Source organism: Parabacteroides sp. AF19-14 (assembly GCF_003635485.1).
GTDB classification, from domain to species: domain Bacteria; phylum Bacteroidota; class Bacteroidia; order Bacteroidales; family Tannerellaceae; genus Parabacteroides; species Parabacteroides distasonis.
Window position 1 is genome coordinate 61,669 of record NZ_QTMJ01000026.1, and the last position, 16,593, is coordinate 78,261.

The window sequence follows — 16,593 nt, forward strand, 5'->3', positions numbered from 1 at the left end:
AATTTACATATATTTTAAAACAGACTTATATTGTTTCCATAATCCCATGTAATGTAATTGTTGAAAATCATGATCAGCATTATCATTACCTTCTATTAATACAAAATGTCCATTTTCCTGCATCACAATATCCCAACCTATATAACGTACCGTTGGTATTCTTTTTGCCACATTAACAGCAAAATCTTTACATTCGTTCCAATATGGCATTTGGAAACCTATTATTTGCTTTTTTGTTATCGGATGAACTAAGTATGTCTTATTATATGCATCATATCCCACACTATCTATTAAACCTGTTTCAATATTTATATTAGCTCCAATACCATAAAAATGAAAATTATCCACACTATTTTTTTTATTTCCTATTCTTAACCGAGCACTCATTATGTGTACCGTATCTTTAACAGTATCATATAAGGTAACAATACGTATTGTATTTATTGACCAAGGATGAAACTCTGCTAAATCTTGAATCTGAGAAATCTGTTCTTCCACAATATAATGAGCTCTTTTATCAGAAATCAAATTTATATATATTTTCCTTACATCCTGCTTTTTAGTTTCTATCTTACGAGTCCCTATTCCTCTATATCCGTTAATTTCTTTGATGAAAACAACAGGATACTGATTACAGAATGAAATAAACCGCTCTTCCGTTGTATTATTCACATCAATCCAATCTCGCCCAAGAAAATCCTTAAATAGCTCATTAAATTTATTTTTATCACGACACAAACACCTATCTGACGACAGATTACATTTATCTTGAATTATATGATAACGCCTATAAGTTATATATTCTTTTCGTCCATTATAACGCAATTTATAAAAACCATAAGCAAAATAATCACTGATAGAGGCGCCATGTACTATAAAAGCCACAATATAATCTAATACATAAAAGAACTTACCAAAGAAAGAGACATCTGTTCCAACATAAACAGTTCTCATTTCACGAAATCGTCCACACAATCTTTTTAGATTCATGATTTTATTCACTCATTTTACAATCATTTCTCGCAACACATCTAAATAACCATGTCCATATTTCAGGTCTGGTTCCACATAATTACCTTCTGCCCATTCATTCCAAGACATTAAAAAAGCGATCTTATGCTCACTATTTTTTTTCGATAATAAATCCAAGACTTTTCGCAATTGCTCTCGAAATACCTCTGGCGTACTTCCTGTATAAACTCTTGCTTTAGAACCACTTCGTGGGGTTCTATCCCAATTCGACATTAAAGTAGGGAATACGTTTTCCCACCTATCCTCTTTGACATAGAGATATTCATTTATTACCCGTTGATCGCAACGAGAAACCGGAGCACGCTTAAATAAACGTAAAAAAATGCCGCGCCATAAAACATCTATCAGCGTTCTAGAATAATAATCAGCTCGATTATACCCCCTTGAATTAACAGCATCAAATCCAGCATCAAGTACTGCTTGATAATGCAAAGCCGAATTATCCTGTATATTTTTCAATATAATATTTTCTAAAGTCTGTTCCTGTGGAAGCATATTATAAGCAATACCGACAAAATAAATTCCTTTCAGGCCATTTTCTTGAGCCAATGTCTGCCAAATATCTATAAACTCATGAGGATTGGGAATTTCCAGCGGTCTAAAAACCAAGAATAAAGGTTTACCCTCTACTTGAATATAACGCATATCTTTAAAAGCTGGCAATACCTCATAGAAATGCTTGACATATTCTTCTTTATTATAAACCATCTCAACCAAAGTAGACTCTTTGATACGCTTTGTTCCCGCCTCCCAAGACTTATTAGTCCAACTATGGTTCGCCCAGCCAAGACAAAAAGGGAAATCAGGTTTACCGCTAGATAAAACTTCTTGGAATGGACGCTCCAATAGCTTTTTCCCATTACCAAACCAATAATGCCAATAGCAAAATCCCTCAATACCTGCATCACGAGCCATTTTAGCCTGTGCTTCCCTAACTTCAGGCATACGCAAGTCATAATATCCTAGATCAGCAGGAACACGTGGTTGATAATGTCCTTTAAATAAAGGTTTCGCTTTTCCAACATTCGTCCACTCCGTGAATCCTTTACCCCACCATTTATCATTTTCAGGTATAGGATGAAACTGAGGAAGATAGAATGCTATAACACGAGCTTTTCTTTTTTGATATTCCATAAATTTACACTTTAAACGCTCTAATTAGGGCATACTATTAAAAAAACAAGCTTTCAATCTCAAACTTGAACATATTAAACATTGTCAATATAATTATCACTAGCAATTACGACTAGATTTTAATATTTCATTGTAATATTTATAAATCCTACTAGCACACAGCTCAATTGTATAAGACTTTCGAACAACCTCTTGAGCTCTTTTTATTATAGAGTAATATTGATTAATTCCATTAAGAGATAAATCTTCCATAATGGGCACAAGTTCATCATCTGCATCAAAACGGAGACCAATCTCATTTTTTTCTAAAAGCAGGCCGTAATCAAATTGCTCTTTTGTCCCACCAGTATTACGTCCAACAACCAAACATCCACAAGACATCGCTTCTACAGTTATAAAACCAAACCCCTCAAAAAAAGAGGGTACAAATAAAGCTAAAGCTTTACTCATAAGAGAGTAAACATCAGAACAATAGCCCAGAAAATCAACCATATTTTCTATTTTATTATCAACAACACTTTGTTTTAGCTTACACTTATAACTAGGCGATCCATCACCTACAATTTTCAAGCGAATATTACTATTCGAGTCATGAATAAATAGAGCATATTTATTTATTAACTCAAGCACGCCTTTGCCAGGAAACAGCCTACCAACATATAGAAAATAAGGTTCTTTATCTGGAATAAAAAAATACTCATTATCTATAACTCCATCGTAGACAACATGCCAATTTTGCAAGTTTCTATCTTTTAGAAAACACCTTTTCACATCCTTTGTTATACAAAGTACAAGATCATTAGGTTTTGAAACGGAATAAACATAATGACTAATAGAAGGAAAATAAGACTTACCAATATCCAACTTACCATATTCACGAATATGTTGCACATGTGGAATATTTAATTCATTTGCTATTTTAACACCTAATTTAAAACAACTATTATTACTATGTATAATATCCGGATTAAACTCTCTAATAACCGATTTAATATTATTTGTATAAAAACATGAAAGCCTATACAATTTAAAAACAAATATTCTAGGAATAAAGAAAATAAAATCTCTAATAGAAGAAATTGAAGGCCAAAACGCATCATCAAAACGGCACAAACAATAATTAAAACCAAGTTCTCTTAACTTAGAAGTAAAATCACCTTCTCTAGATGTGATAATCAAGAATGATAAATCCTTTAATGATAAAACTTTCAATATATTAAGTAAAGCAATATTATCACCATATAATGTTGATGTTGGTGCAAAATAAACAATTTTCATAATACTTAGAATTAATTATATCAAAACCAATAATAATTATATACTTTCTCTCTTTCCGGATCTTTTTCTTTTGTAAAAACCGTATAATAAGGATAAACTCTAACCAAGAATCGATTCCCTGTTTCTTCTGAACGCCTAAAGAATCTCAAAAAGTAAGTATAAAAAAAACAAAAGACAATAAATAACACTAAAGTCTTACTGAAATATTTTCTTTTTACAAAAATAAAAACAAAAGCATTAGCCATATAAACAATATAAAATGGAAGAAAAAACTGAGAGACTCTATAAAAAATAGGAACTGCAACAGTCATTACAACAGATAACAAATAGAAGAACAACAAGAATTCATTATTCTTTAAAATATGAGAATTAGATCGTTTATCTATAAAAGCACAAACAATTCCAGGGAATACAGTAGCCACAAAAATATTTATAAAGTTTACAATTGAATGATCATCTAATCTTCCATATCGTTGAGAAGCAGCATAACTCACAAGTTTATCTCCTACCGAATTTGTTTCTGCACCCAGCAATGAAAGCATCATAGAAACATCAAAAAAATACACATTAACTATCTCAACAACAAAAAATAAAAAAATCAATATTGCAATAGAATATGTATTCATTTTCACAAACTTAAACACAGGCAAGAATAGAGCTAAAATAGCTATTCGATGAAACGCTATCGCTAACAAAACAAACAGAAAATATTGAAAAAACTTTTTACGCATTAAATATTCATATCCCAACAAAAATAAAGATAAAGAAAGAGCTTGTCTTAGCGTCTCAAAATTCAAATCATAATACAACGAACAAAAATACAATAATATTGCAACAAATGGACATATAGTATTCTTATAAAAGAATCTAAATATTACCACATTCACAATTAAAGCAATTATAAACTGAGCCACTTCCCATACTCCAAAAACACTTTTAATAACCGAAGTTAATATTAAATAGCCAGAATCCCTATCAGTCTCAACAAAAACACTATTCCAATTCCATTCAGAAAAGCATATCGTATTCCTATAAAATTCATATTCATAGGTAACTGTATCCATTCCCAATCTATATCGAAAGCCAGCTATTGCAACAAAAACAGCCAACATTAAATAATACCAAAGTTGCTTGTTTTTACGAACCTTCTTATAATCAAAAATATAAATAAGGAGCAACAGAGATAATATTACTGATATATATATCATAAGCCTAAAGATTTAAAGCATTCGATAAGAAAGAAAGCGATTTATCCTGCCATTTTTTCATTATCTTATCTATTTCATCCCAATCGAATCCATTATAATCAATATTTAATATATCAGAACTATTAAACACAATTCTATTTTCCAATTTGAATATTCGTAATAAAGATTTTATTCTAGAAAATCCCCTATGTTTATTAAGCAATACAATAAAAGGCTTGTGAAAAATGATAGAAAAAACACATGCATGAAATGAGTCTGTGATAACAAATTTCGCATCATCAAAAGCTTTGAACCATGCTTCAACAGGTAATGCGATTCTATCTAATGGCTTGATTTTGCAATCTTCTGTTTGTTTATTAAGCCTATAAACTTCTCCTCCTAGAATTTGTTTAACTTTATCAAGCACATTTCTGCTCTCATCAATAGGGTCTAATAGATAAGTTAATAGACAACTTTTATGAGATTCTAAGCCTATTTTATTTCGACACAATTTAACATAATCTTCTCTATTCAATAACAATGTAGGATCTAATACATGCTCAGAATTACAACACATATACTTTGCAAACAAAGCAACAGCAGAATCTTCCCTTAATGAAACTGCATCAAACTTTTTCAAAAGGAGGCTACACATTTCTGTCAACTCTTCTGAATATTCCCAATAATCAATACCAATTGACGGTGCATAAGCGATTCTTCTAACGTTTGCATTTCCTGTAAAATTTAAATAAGCATCTTTTATATAACGAAAATAAGATGGTCTCCAAACCTGATCACTACCTACAACAAAGCCATAAAAGTCTGTAACTTTTACACATGAGAAATCCTTGATTTTCACCCTATGTATATATCTTTGAATAAAGATCTCTGTATTTTGAGCCACTACTGGATACGACTCATAATACTCTTTTTCTAAAAAAACAGCTTGATTATATTTTCGAACTATTTTTTTAACAAATCTCTTTAAATATAGCAACTTATTATCTATTGGAAACTTATATCTTGGAGTATCCAAGACATATACATCAAAACCCATTTTTTCAATAATAGTCTGTAAAGCATAAGCCTGTATTATACCTCCATAATTTGTATTCAATGGCAAAGTTATAATTCCTATTTTCTTTTTCATATTAGCACATAAATATATACATCACAAAACAACAAACATAGTACCGAGATAAGAGATCAAATTAAACTGAACAAAACATCTAAAACGCTATCTAACCTTTTTAATATCTCGTAATATTTTCTTTGTAAACAGCACTGCTCCATCTCTATTCAAGAACAAAGAGTTCATAAACAACCTCGAGTTTTCAGCAAACTCATGATCATTCATATAATCTAAGAATGGAACTTTTTTCACATTTGCTTTTTCCACAAAATCATAAATAAAAAACTGTCTCATAGCTGGTGTTATATAAATAAGTAATTGTTTTGAAATAGGAGGTATAGTCAAAACAGGTTTAAATCCTCTTTCCAAACAAAAATTAATCATATCAGTCAAAATACAAAGCGAGTCTTGATAAGCATCCATATTTTTCATAATAAGATCATTTTGAAAATCCATTATACTAAATTCAAACATCCATCCTTTCATAAAGCTCTTGGCACTATTTTCCAATTCAATAGTAGTTAAAGTTTGCTTTTGGGTAGATATGTGAAAAATTCGTTTGAAGGCTATCACTAAATCTCTACCAAACTCAATCAATGGATAATATTTTAGAGGTGATTTTTTCATATCCATGACTACCTTTTTTTTTCTATAATCAAAACAAGGTATAGACATCATTTTTAATACCGTATAATATTTATCAGGCATATATTTGCTACTCCCCCCTAGACAAGTAAACGGACATAGAGGAATTATCACTACTGCATCATTTTTAAGATAGCTACAGTAATTTTTCAATATCTCAAAATCCGCAAGTAAAGTTTGTGGTCCCATCGCCCAATTAGCGGCTTTCACATGTTCCTCTGAATATTCGAAAGCATATTTTCCTGAATTACTACCTAAATTAACAACATCCAAATTAAACGTATTATGAGACCAAAATTTCTTACAATCTGGAAATAAAATGTTATTGTACCAATAACTACGCCTAATCAAACCATTAAGCTTGATTTTTATAAAGTTTGTCATACTCATATTCCTGGACAAATTTTAGATTCTGGTAAAAATTGATAATCTCTATTCAAAGATGAAATCACAGCAACCTCTTCCGGTGCGAGTTGAAAATCAAAAACTTCAAAATTTTCTTGTAACCGTTTAATTTTTTTCGTTCTTGGTAACGGATAACAGCCCCTTTCTATATTCCATCTAAGAATTACTTGTGCAGCAGACTTGTGGTATTTTGCCGCTATCTGATTAATTTCATTCAATGGCAAACGATGACAAACTAAATCCATCAAGGGACTATATGTCATAAGAATAATATCATTTGCATTGGAAAAATCAAAATCAGACTGTTTTGTACCAATCGGACTGATATAGATTTCATTGATAGCAGGCATAACTCCCGTCTTACGCAATTCTTCTATATGTCTTTCATGAAAGTTAGAAACACCTATATAGCGAATCTTACCCTCTTCCTGTAATTTTATCATCGCTTCCCATATATCCAGTAAATAGTATTCATAAGGCCAGTGCATAAGTAAAGAGTCCAAATAATCAGTATTTAATTCTCTTAGGGAAATATTGACTTTTTCACGTACAAGATCTTCAACAGAATGCCGTCTCATAAAATCTGAATAACGGTTGAAATAGACTCCTTGCAACGGTTCATCATCATGTGCTGCATTATCCGAAATTTTAGTCTGCAAAAACACGTCTTCTCTGTTCAATCCTATTTCCTCTAACCTAGATACAGCCAAACCGATTCCCGTCTCCCCCCGGTAATCGTCAGCCGTATCAATCAAGCAATATCCTATTTGAAAAGCTTTCAAAACCATTTCCTCCATGGCATGCCCTTCTAGTGAAAACGTACCCAAACCTATAGGCTTAACAACACATCCTGAAGCAGTTAATAGTTCTTTCATTTTCTTTCTATCTTATTTTTTATAAAGAGACTTACTTTTTGCCTATCACTACTATCCAGTGCTATAAAATAAGTCAAAACAGAAACTATGAGAAAATTAGTTACCGAAATCGCAACAAGTCTAACAAAGCCCACAGGCATTACTTGGTGTATCCATACGGGAAAAAATACAGCCAGCAATGTAATGAACACACAAGGACAATAAGTTATATGAATCAAATCCATCCACCTAAATCGCACATAGCCTCGGATAAGCCACCAACCAAAAAACATTTGAATAAAATTAACAATAAAAATCACAATAAATACTGAATAAGCAGGGAACCTGCACTTTAGGCAAACATAACTGATAGGAAGAGCACTTATCATTAGTAGACCTCCCACAATGTTACCCGTCTTTATTCTTCCAATAGCATGATAGGACATTAGGTAGGCACTATGGAAAGTCTGCATCAAATAAGTGACCAAGACTATAATGGTAAATCTATAAGTGTCAGCGGGTACATTATTTCCTAACCATAAATGTAATACATAATCCAATTCCAAACATAATGGAAACATCAGAGTAAACATCAGCAAATAAGAATACTTAGCCGCATTAAAAGTCAATCGATACATTTCAGCACTATTCCCATTAGCAAAGCTCTTTACTACCTGAGGACGCACCGCTGTTAAAAAACTACTGATAAACAGACCTAAAGCATTTTGAATTTGAAAAGTAATCGCTCTTGCAGCATTAACCACCGGACCAAAGAACATATTCAGTAGAATATTGATACCTTGCCCTTGACACACTGCTGCTATATTACCAAACAAATCCCAAACAGAATACCTCAATAGACTATTATACAGCTTCTTATCACGAATAATTCTAAACCTGCATTCAGCATATTTGTTAGAAGTATAAAAACGGTAAAAAAACTGAATACCTATATTATTCAGCATCAACAAGAAAGAATAACAAACCAACTGATCTATCGGTGAGATTTGAAGAAGAAATACAATTAATAATCTGGAAAATGCCTCATATAATCCTACATATGCATAAATAGACATATTCTCATGAGCTATCAAAGATGCATTATAGGGCACTTGAGTAAAACTGACCATAGTAGTCAGTATCGAAAACTGATATACCCAAAACGCAGCTTGCAAACGATCAGCAGGAATCACCAATTTTTCATAGAAAAACCATAAGCCTACAGTTTCTCCTAAAAATAAAACCAACAATGCCAAAAGAAAATGTAAACTGAGCGATGCAGAAAATGTCTGGTTTAACTTTTCCTTATTCCTTTTACCTAGTTCATAAGTCAAAAAACGGCTGGTAGAGACGCTCAATGCACCGTTTACAAAAGAAAGCATGGTCACTATTCCACCCACAACATTATACAAACCATAGTCAGATACCCCTAATATCTCCAAAATCATCCTAGAGGTATAAAGCGTAACCGCCATGACAATTAGCATGCGGGCATAGAGGAAAAGTGTATTTTTCGCAATCGTCTTATTAGATGTATGCATAAAGACTACAATTTACATTGAATTGCCTCTACCATTTCCCCCACATTATCCCATGACATAATCTCTCTTGCAGTAAGTTTAATACCAAATTGTTTTTCAATATCTTTCGTCAATTGAATATGTGACAGGCTATCCCATTCCTCAATATCTTCAGCCACTGTATCTACCGTAATTACTAAATCTTCATTATCAAACACATCGCAAAATATGCTCTGAAGTTTATTTAAAATCTCTGCTTGTTCCATTGTTTATATAGATATTACATTTTGTTAAAATATATGATTCTCTTTCTTTATATATACTTACTTCCAATACCCATTGATTTTCCGTTGTATCCTTAACAGGAATAAAGCCTAGATTAGGATAAAGATCTTTTACCATACCATTTTTAGCGGTTGGTAGATACTCGCCTATAATCTTTCTAAAACCATTTTGACGGGCAAAATCCACTAACGTGTTTAATGTAAAATTTTCCATGCCTCGTTTCAAGACCCGGCAGCTCATAAACCATGTATCAATAAAAAGCGTTTCCGCATCTTTTTTTTCCATAATGACTACTGCTATTAGTCCATTATCGCCGAATTTATCTTCCAACGTAAAGGAAAAAGTGACAAATTTGTCATTTTGCTCCATGGCTGTTACTTGCTCTTCTGTATAACGAATAGTACGTAGATTGAACTGGTTACTCCGTTGGCTCAATTGAGCTACCCGGGGAATATTGAATGTATCAAAACCTTTTACTTCTGAAAGCATATCCAGCGATTTCAAAAATTCAACTTCATTTGTAAAAGTTTTGGCTGCAGCAATTCGTTGAGTCTCTATCTGATATTGTTTGGTACGATTCTTATCTGCATTACCGTAAGAAGACGTTTCAAAAAGATTCTGAGCATACAAGAATTCCAGATAATCACTCGGATCCTCCGGCAACTCAGGCACAGTCACCATTGGTATATGTTCACGTACCATATTACGCTCAAAAGGATTATCATCCAAAAAAACCATAGAGTCAAAGCCTATATTCAAGACTCTTTGAATGGTACGAATATTGTCAGCTTTATTTTCCCAATTTGCAATAAAAACAGATATATCATCCAATTTTAGTACCATCTCTGGATTTTTCTCAAAGGGTTCTTTGGCTTTTTCTTCATCATTCTTAGAACAGACTGCTATAATTATACCCCGATTCTTTAATTTTTTCACCCATTCTTGAAGTTCTGTATAAGCCTTACCTATACCTAAACCATGTCCCACCTGAATATTTTCCCATCCTTCATCACCAACAACACCACCCCAAATCGTGTTATCAAGATCTAAAATCAAACATTTCTTGAATTTTCCTTCAATAGAAGCTATTATATCCATGGTGCGAGCGGCAACGTAGGGCAAAGCATCAATAGATAGAAGCATATCTGTGCCGACATAGACATTGGCATCAAACATTTTATCCCGACCAAGTTTATTCTGCAGAGCTGAAAGATCGCAGATGAAGAAGTTTGGAAATTCCTGAGACAAATTCATCAATTCGTAATTCAACTTGCGCAACTGATAAGTAAATGAGGCAACCACCTTATTAGAATAAGAGCCGAATACGCTATCGTCTATCTCTGGATAATTATAATAAATAATCTTACTTGACACCAGAGAACAGATACTACGAATAAAATCCAAGCGGTCATTCGCCATGCCCGACTGTTCTTCAAAAGTCATCTTAGCATACTTTTCCAACAACTTATGAGTAGATTGAAATATTATCGTATATTTTGCATCGTAACGGTAAAAATCACTAGTGGAATCAAGCAACTGACGCTCCACTTGATTATATTCAGCCTCAAACAAATCAATATTATACCCAAGTTCTACACCAAATCCCTTGATGGAAGTAGCAAGAAATTGAGTCGCAGAATCACCTAAAAGCGATACTTTGACAGAGGGTAAATTAGAAAAATCTTTTTTAAGGTTACGCTTAAGAGTCTTAAAATCTATCATTTTGATTCACATGTTTATGCTTTCCAATAAATCTCTTCATCTACAACTTCAGCAGGAGTTCCTGAAGCCAATGTGAAATTTGGCAATTTGCCACTTACCATAGAACGTGCTCCGACAATTACCCCAACACCTAGTTTTGAACCTGGCATCACAATAGCCTGTTCACAAATCCATGAGTGTTGTCCTATGCAAACAGGGCGTTTATCTTTATAAATTTTTCGAGATATATAATGTCCTCCATTATTATCACGCACAGTAACATTTCTACCAAAACATACATTATCAGCTATCTGTATATTACAACCACAAATAATGGTGGATTGCATATTAAAAACAATATCTTTTCCCAATGACAATGTCGATTTTTTAAACACCTCAATATCAGCACCATAAAAAATCAATCCACCCTTACTAAAAAAAGTAGCATCACGCTCAATCAACAGTCTAGACTCTAACCTAGAACCAGATACCCGTTTATAGCCAAATTGAAGAATACCCTCTATAATTACATCGGCTTGTTTCGATATGTCTATCACACAATGCTTGTGAATAAGCAAAAATTGTCCTTTCATAATAGAAGTTCTTATATTTTTCTGTAGCAAGTTATACTTAATGTTTTTCCACCAAGTAGGTAAACTAAAGCAACATGTTCGCATTAAAAGAAAAATAAACCTTACTATATTCTTAATCTTTTGTTTGAAAGAAAGTGATTTATTTATGGGCAAGTGGATATATTTATGCACAAATACTTCGAAAGGTAACTTCTCTAAATCCTCATAAAAAACTTTACGATCAAACACTGGCATAGTAATAGCGTTAGTCAAAGCTGGATTTCCCTTCAAGACTTCCTCATAGGTAATTTCCTTCTCTTTAAAACCTGATTTTACACTTTGATAAAACTTTTGGCCTTTATGCGAATTGATCAAAATAACAGAAGTACCTAAATCACGGTCATATTCTGTTCCTACTATATTTTCTGCACCCCATAAATCACCAATAGAAATATCCGCTATACGAGGAGTACCTTTGAACTTACAACTATAACACGATGGCCTAGAAAAAGCGTGAGTTGCTATAAAACCATATGTAAACGGATTAGTTTCTCTTTTATCATATTCCACTTCACCATTTTCAAACACGACCTTAGTAGTTAATTTTCTCCAACCTAGTTCTTTATTCTTAGCTTTATAATAGACTATCTTACTACGATGTTTTTTTTCTAGTGAATCTAAATATTTTCTCAAAATTTTAGGAGAATTAATACCTAAACATATCAAATCAACAATAAGAAGATTATCATACTCTTTCCCCAAAAAACTTCGCAAAGCAGCCATCTGACAAGGGATACCACATACCAAGACATTATTCCCTCCATTCAATAAATCACGAACAGCAAGAAAAAAACCTTCTGAATTACTTTGTACATACTTCGAATTACGTAATCTTTCCAAATCGGATTTATTACTAGAAATGAATTGAGTCACTGAATAATCTTCATTAAATACAGCACCACCGACATAACCTCCTATTTTATAAATTCTCTCTGCAAATGTAGCAAAAGCACTACCAGAAGTACTATTAAACAAGGACTCTAGATTTTTACATTGAGCTGCATAACATTTAGGTATTTCAAAATCATTCTTTTTCAACTCCTCTGAATGCATTTCAGGACATACTTTCTCACAAAGTCCGCAATCAATACAAGTTCGTTTATCAACTTCCGGATACCCAAATCCCTCATGGTCTACTTTAAAAGAAATAGCCTTTTTCGGACAAATATCCCCACAGGCATTACATCCACAACAATCTTTTTTATCTTTTATTTGAATCATATTTCAAAATTCATCTATTTCCCATAAAAACGCCACTAACTCTAGGGAGAAACATCGTTAAAATTCTAAACAAAAAAACACATATAGCAACTGTAAATAAGGGATTTGCAAAATACACAATAACCATATCTACAGGAGACTGTCCTGGCATTATCTTGAGCAAAAACACCCTTATTAAATGATTCAGATTACCAAATAACGGTAAGGGCATACAATGAAAAACATAAATAAAAAAACAAGAAGATATCAAAGTATTACCAACCATTAAATGAGACTTATCTACAAACAAAAACGCAAAATAAAACACACAAGAGCTCATAAAAATAATAAAGAATGGATAAAAAAAACTTCCAATTATTGTATTCATACCATCATAAACAACAGACACAAATAGCAATATTAACGAAGTAGTTAGTACAATTTTTCTATATTTTTTCAGTATCGCAAATACATTTATTAAATTTATAGATATATAAGCTCCTAAGCTATAAAAGAAACAGGCCAAAACACTTAACCCAGGAATTGATATCCACACATTAGAAAGATAGGCAAACAACAGTAATATAATGAATATTACCTTTAGTTTATTTATCAAATAGTAGATCAACGGTGTAAGGACAGAAACAAAAATCAAGTCTCTTAAAAACCATAAAGGGAAATTAAAAGGGCCAGACATAACAACCTTTTTTCCAAACCAGTTAGTAACAGTTTCCCAACTATGATAATCATAAAATAAATTTATATTTGTTGAATAAAGAAAATTTTTTATTTCTTCTAAAGAATGATTTTTAACACCAATAACCATATATCCTAATAGAAACAACAAGAAAGGAATCAAGTTCCACAAAATATAAGGTATTATCAATGTGTAAATTCGACTCTTTATTTTCTTACGATACCTTAACCAGCTCCATTCCCGAAAATTGATAAAGAATAGTAGTCCCGATATAAAAAAGAACAAAGGAACAGCTATATGACTTAATACATGGGAAAAGAGAACACCTACAACGTTATAAATTCCTTGCCATGAGAAAAATTTAAAATCAGCATCCACTAAATTACCAACATCAGCATGTGTATGGATGAAGACCACCGCTATAGCCATAGGGAATCTTAGGAAATTAATAGTTTTAGACTGAAGTTCTACAAAATCACTTTTATCCATATTATTAATGAAATTAATCTTTATTTTGAAACTAGTGATTTACATCTATTTAATATATAGTATTTATACTCAAAATATCATCAATTTACAATTGCAAATATCAAGCAATTTATTGACACATACCTCTTTAACAACATAATTCGCAAGCGCCCAATTGCTTCCACCACCTTTATTTAGCAAGATAACAGATTAAAATAGTTCATTTAAAATTGATTATTCTTCTTATAGCCTAGATGTGGGCACCTTGGAGGAGACCTTCGTAGTCTTTATTGCCCCTCATCAGCTCACGAATGAGACTGACCATCCAATCTGCCAACGTATGCCGCTCACTATCGAAGTTAATACATACCTTTACGATCAGCAAGCCACTGAGAGCGAAACGCTCCGGGTAATCGCACTAATGGATTTGCTCTAGGGCTATATCTGCGGTCTTGTTTAACTTCAATTCCACGACATAGAGTGTTGTTGGTGCGCACATCGCTATATCCACACGGCCTTTTGGGGTATGGACTTCCACGTCCACATACATGCCTAACAGGCTGAAGATGGTGTAAAGCAGCGATTGGTAATGCCCCTCGTAATCCGTATTGTCACATTGGGGGATGGTGGACAGTCCATCCGCTGTGTATTGACGCAAATAATTGGGCAACAAACTCTTCATCAATCCTATACGTACCTCTTTATTTGGGTTAGTGCCCAAATTTGACATACCTTATTTCTATTACAGAATGATAATATGGATTCACCACTTAGTAGAGCTTCCACCTTATAGCGGATAAACAACCGCTCGAAATCACTGCCGCTATACATCTTTTTCGTTTTTTTATTACAGCAACGAAGGTCGGATTTTGTTTTTACAATTTAAAGACGTCATTTTTGGACGCTAACCAGCGAGGCTGTTTATCTATAGGTAGTACCCCATCATCCAAGAATGTGAATATCTCTTTCCAGAATCAGTTCAGGTAATTAAGGGCTTCTGTATATAACAACTTTTATCTCCGGATCCAATTCTCCAAACGGATATTCGATATATTCTTGAAATCCTTCAAATTTTCAGTTATCATTACCATCCGGTGAATCACGGAGGTGCAACCAATCAATAGATCAAAATTATCTTCCATAGGAGTTCCCACTAAACGTAGACGAGCCTTTTCCGAAGCAAACATATCGAATACATCCACAATAGGCAACACCTTTATAGCACTTACGAACTCATCCAAATTCTGTGTTCGATGCCGTAAACCTTTCCTACGTCCTAATTCCGCCCCATATTTCAGCTCAGCCACTGTTATTTCTGAGAAGAGTCTTCCCATACACCATAAAAAGAACTAGCGGAGATTGTTTTTTTCTCAGTCTTAGAACGAAGCAGCGATTGGCTTAGACGAGATATTAAATCCAATTTCACCTCATCACTAAGATCCTTCAGTACATTCCAATATGAATTGGATTCAGGTATGATCGCTGTTGTTTTCATATATCCATGTTTTTTATAAAGTTAGTGTTTTTACTTTATATCATCAAAACATCCATATTAAATGTTCAATAGCATTTCTCCCGAAAATATTCCCACCTCAATCCAACTCCTCAAACCTCGAGTTTTGGCTCTTGAACTCAGGCACGAAGGCTTTCATCTCCTTTACCATCGAGAGGATCTGGACACGAAGGGACAATTCAGTTAATACATTGATATGTTCTACTACATCTTTATATATATACTCACGTACAGCCGCCACCCGAATCTTCTCGTGAGGGGTCTCTTTCGTGTTCTCCTTGTTGTTCAGTAGCTCTTCATACAATTTCTCGCCAGGACGAAGACCCGTGTACTTGATCTCGATGTCCTTGTTTACCTGCAATCCGGACAGTTCAATCATGCGCTTCGCCAAATCCGCTATCTTCACCGGCTCTCCCATGTCGAAGATAAAGATCTCACCGCCCTTGCCCATTGTACCGGCCTCTAATACCAGACGGCAAGCCTCCGGGATAGTCATAAAGTAACGGATAATATCGGGATGGGTGACCGTCACGGGACCTCCTTGAGCGATTTGTTCCCGGAAACGGGGGATAACCGAACCGTTGCTACCTAGAACATTGCCAAAGCGGGTCGTAATGAAACGCGTATCGCCTTTCACCTCTCCTCGCTCGATCGCAAGACTCAGGCTCTGTACGTAGATTTCGGCCAAGCGCTTGCTACATCCCATGATGTTCGTGGGGTTCACCGCCTTATCCGTACTGATCATCACAAATTTCTCCACACCGTAGCTCACAGCGGCATCCGCCATCACACGAGTACCGAACACGTTTGTTCGGATCGCCTCGCAGGGGTTCTCCTCCATTAAAGGGACATGCTTGTAGGCCGCCGCATGGAACACCACTTGGGGGTGCCAGTTGCGGAATACATAATC

The 16,593-nt window shown here is 33.8% G+C and carries 15 protein-coding genes and 1 pseudogene; all 16 read right to left on the reverse strand.

Annotated elements, in window-relative coordinates; genetic code table 11:
• Positions 1-3: 3 nt before the first annotated feature.
• Positions 4-990: a sugar-transfer associated ATP-grasp domain-containing protein gene (locus tag DWX33_RS19495; protein WP_122380913.1), complete on the reverse strand. Its 987-nt coding sequence runs from the start codon at positions 988-990 to the stop codon at positions 4-6.
• Positions 991-1,002: 12 nt separating this feature from the next.
• Positions 1,003-2,166, reverse strand: a complete 1,164-nt coding sequence (locus DWX33_RS19500) for a glycoside hydrolase family 99-like domain-containing protein (protein ID WP_122380914.1) — start codon at positions 2,164-2,166, stop codon at positions 1,003-1,005.
• Positions 2,167-2,265: 99 nt separating this feature from the next.
• Positions 2,266-3,444: a glycosyltransferase gene (locus DWX33_RS19505; protein ID WP_122380915.1), complete on the reverse strand. Its 1,179-nt coding sequence runs from the start codon at positions 3,442-3,444 to the stop codon at positions 2,266-2,268.
• A 20-nt stretch (positions 3,445-3,464) separates the two neighbouring features.
• Entirely contained in the window at positions 3,465-4,652 is a 1,188-nt protein-coding gene (locus tag DWX33_RS19510) for an EpsG family protein (RefSeq protein WP_122380916.1), read from the reverse strand.
• 4 nt (positions 4,653-4,656) lie between these two features.
• Entirely contained in the window at positions 4,657-5,781 is a 1,125-nt protein-coding gene (locus DWX33_RS19515; protein WP_122380917.1) for a polysaccharide pyruvyl transferase family protein, read from the reverse strand.
• Between the two features lie 87 nt (positions 5,782-5,868).
• The gene (locus tag DWX33_RS19520) at positions 5,869-6,798 is read right to left on the reverse strand and encodes a hypothetical protein (RefSeq protein WP_147425520.1); all 930 of its coding nucleotides are present in this window, start codon (positions 6,796-6,798) and stop codon (positions 5,869-5,871) included.
• Positions 6,795-7,688: an aldo/keto reductase gene (locus DWX33_RS19525; RefSeq protein ID WP_122380919.1), complete on the reverse strand. Its 894-nt coding sequence runs from the start codon at positions 7,686-7,688 to the stop codon at positions 6,795-6,797. The genes DWX33_RS19520 and DWX33_RS19525 overlap by 4 nt, the downstream gene beginning before the upstream one ends.
• Entirely contained in the window at positions 7,685-9,208 is a 1,524-nt protein-coding gene (locus tag DWX33_RS19530; protein WP_233570210.1) for a lipopolysaccharide biosynthesis protein, read from the reverse strand. Before DWX33_RS19530 ends, DWX33_RS19525 begins: the two co-directional genes overlap by 4 nt.
• 5 nt (positions 9,209-9,213) lie before the next feature.
• Positions 9,214-9,453 carry an acyl carrier protein gene (locus DWX33_RS19535; protein ID WP_122380921.1) on the reverse strand — a complete coding sequence of 80 codons (240 nt, stop codon included), beginning with the start codon at positions 9,451-9,453 and terminating at the stop codon, positions 9,214-9,216.
• Positions 9,428-11,194, reverse strand: coding sequence for an HAD family hydrolase (locus DWX33_RS19540; RefSeq protein ID WP_122380922.1), 1,767 nt, complete (start codon positions 11,192-11,194; stop codon positions 9,428-9,430). The genes DWX33_RS19535 and DWX33_RS19540 overlap by 26 nt, the downstream gene beginning before the upstream one ends.
• 14 nt (positions 11,195-11,208) lie before the next feature.
• The gene (locus DWX33_RS19545) at positions 11,209-13,026 is read right to left on the reverse strand and encodes a Coenzyme F420 hydrogenase/dehydrogenase, beta subunit C-terminal domain (protein WP_122380923.1); all 1,818 of its coding nucleotides are present in this window, start codon (positions 13,024-13,026) and stop codon (positions 11,209-11,211) included.
• 10 nt (positions 13,027-13,036) lie between these two features.
• Positions 13,037-14,191, reverse strand: a complete 1,155-nt coding sequence (locus tag DWX33_RS19550) for an acyltransferase family protein (protein ID WP_122380924.1) — start codon at positions 14,189-14,191, stop codon at positions 13,037-13,039.
• Positions 14,192-14,420: 229 nt separating this feature from the next.
• Positions 14,421-14,879 (reverse strand): annotated as a pseudogene (locus tag DWX33_RS19555) (PD-(D/E)XK nuclease domain-containing protein); the annotation flags it as partial.
• Between the two features lie 304 nt (positions 14,880-15,183).
• On the reverse strand, positions 15,184-15,504 hold the full coding sequence (locus tag DWX33_RS19560; protein ID WP_199713338.1) for a type II toxin-antitoxin system VapC family toxin: 321 nt from the start codon (positions 15,502-15,504) through the stop codon (positions 15,184-15,186).
• The gene (locus tag DWX33_RS19565) at positions 15,480-15,665 is read right to left on the reverse strand and encodes a hypothetical protein (RefSeq protein ID WP_122380925.1); all 186 of its coding nucleotides are present in this window, start codon (positions 15,663-15,665) and stop codon (positions 15,480-15,482) included. Before DWX33_RS19565 ends, DWX33_RS19560 begins: the two co-directional genes overlap by 25 nt.
• A gap of 97 nt (positions 15,666-15,762) precedes the next feature.
• Positions 15,763-16,593, reverse strand: an 831-nt coding sequence (locus DWX33_RS19570; protein ID WP_147425521.1) for a UDP-N-acetylglucosamine 4,6-dehydratase family protein, incomplete at its 5' end; no start/stop codon positions are given.

Excerpts from the sequence above, each read along its gene's own strand:
- DWX33_RS19495 (WP_122380913.1), bottom strand. The coding sequence starts at position 990 with ATGAATCTAAAAAGATTGTGTGGACGATTTCGTGAAATGAGAACTGTT.
- DWX33_RS19500 (WP_122380914.1), bottom strand. The coding sequence starts at position 2,166 with ATGGAATATCAAAAAAGAAAAGCTCGTGTTATAGCATTCTATCTTCCT.
- DWX33_RS19505 (WP_122380915.1), bottom strand. The coding sequence starts at position 3,444 with ATGAAAATTGTTTATTTTGCACCAACATCAACATTATATGGTGATAAT.
- DWX33_RS19510 (WP_122380916.1), bottom strand. The coding sequence starts at position 4,652 with ATGATATATATATCAGTAATATTATCTCTGTTGCTCCTTATTTATATT.
- DWX33_RS19515 (WP_122380917.1), bottom strand. The coding sequence starts at position 5,781 with ATGAAAAAGAAAATAGGAATTATAACTTTGCCATTGAATACAAATTAT.
- DWX33_RS19520 (WP_147425520.1), bottom strand. The coding sequence starts at position 6,798 with ATGAGTATGACAAACTTTATAAAAATCAAGCTTAATGGTTTGATTAGG.
- DWX33_RS19525 (WP_122380919.1), bottom strand. The coding sequence starts at position 7,688 with ATGAAAGAACTATTAACTGCTTCAGGATGTGTTGTTAAGCCTATAGGT.
- DWX33_RS19530 (WP_233570210.1), bottom strand. The coding sequence starts at position 9,208 with ATGCATACATCTAATAAGACGATTGCGAAAAATACACTTTTCCTCTAT.
- DWX33_RS19535 (WP_122380921.1), bottom strand. The coding sequence starts at position 9,453 with ATGGAACAAGCAGAGATTTTAAATAAACTTCAGAGCATATTTTGCGAT.
- DWX33_RS19540 (WP_122380922.1), bottom strand. The coding sequence starts at position 11,194 with ATGATAGATTTTAAGACTCTTAAGCGTAACCTTAAAAAAGATTTTTCT.
- DWX33_RS19545 (WP_122380923.1), bottom strand. The coding sequence starts at position 13,026 with ATGATTCAAATAAAAGATAAAAAAGATTGTTGTGGATGTAATGCCTGT.
- DWX33_RS19550 (WP_122380924.1), bottom strand. The coding sequence starts at position 14,191 with ATGGATAAAAGTGATTTTGTAGAACTTCAGTCTAAAACTATTAATTTC.
- DWX33_RS19560 (WP_199713338.1), bottom strand. The coding sequence starts at position 15,504 with ATGGGAAGACTCTTCTCAGAAATAACAGTGGCTGAGCTGAAATATGGG.
- DWX33_RS19565 (WP_122380925.1), bottom strand. The coding sequence starts at position 15,665 with ATGAAAACAACAGCGATCATACCTGAATCCAATTCATATTGGAATGTA.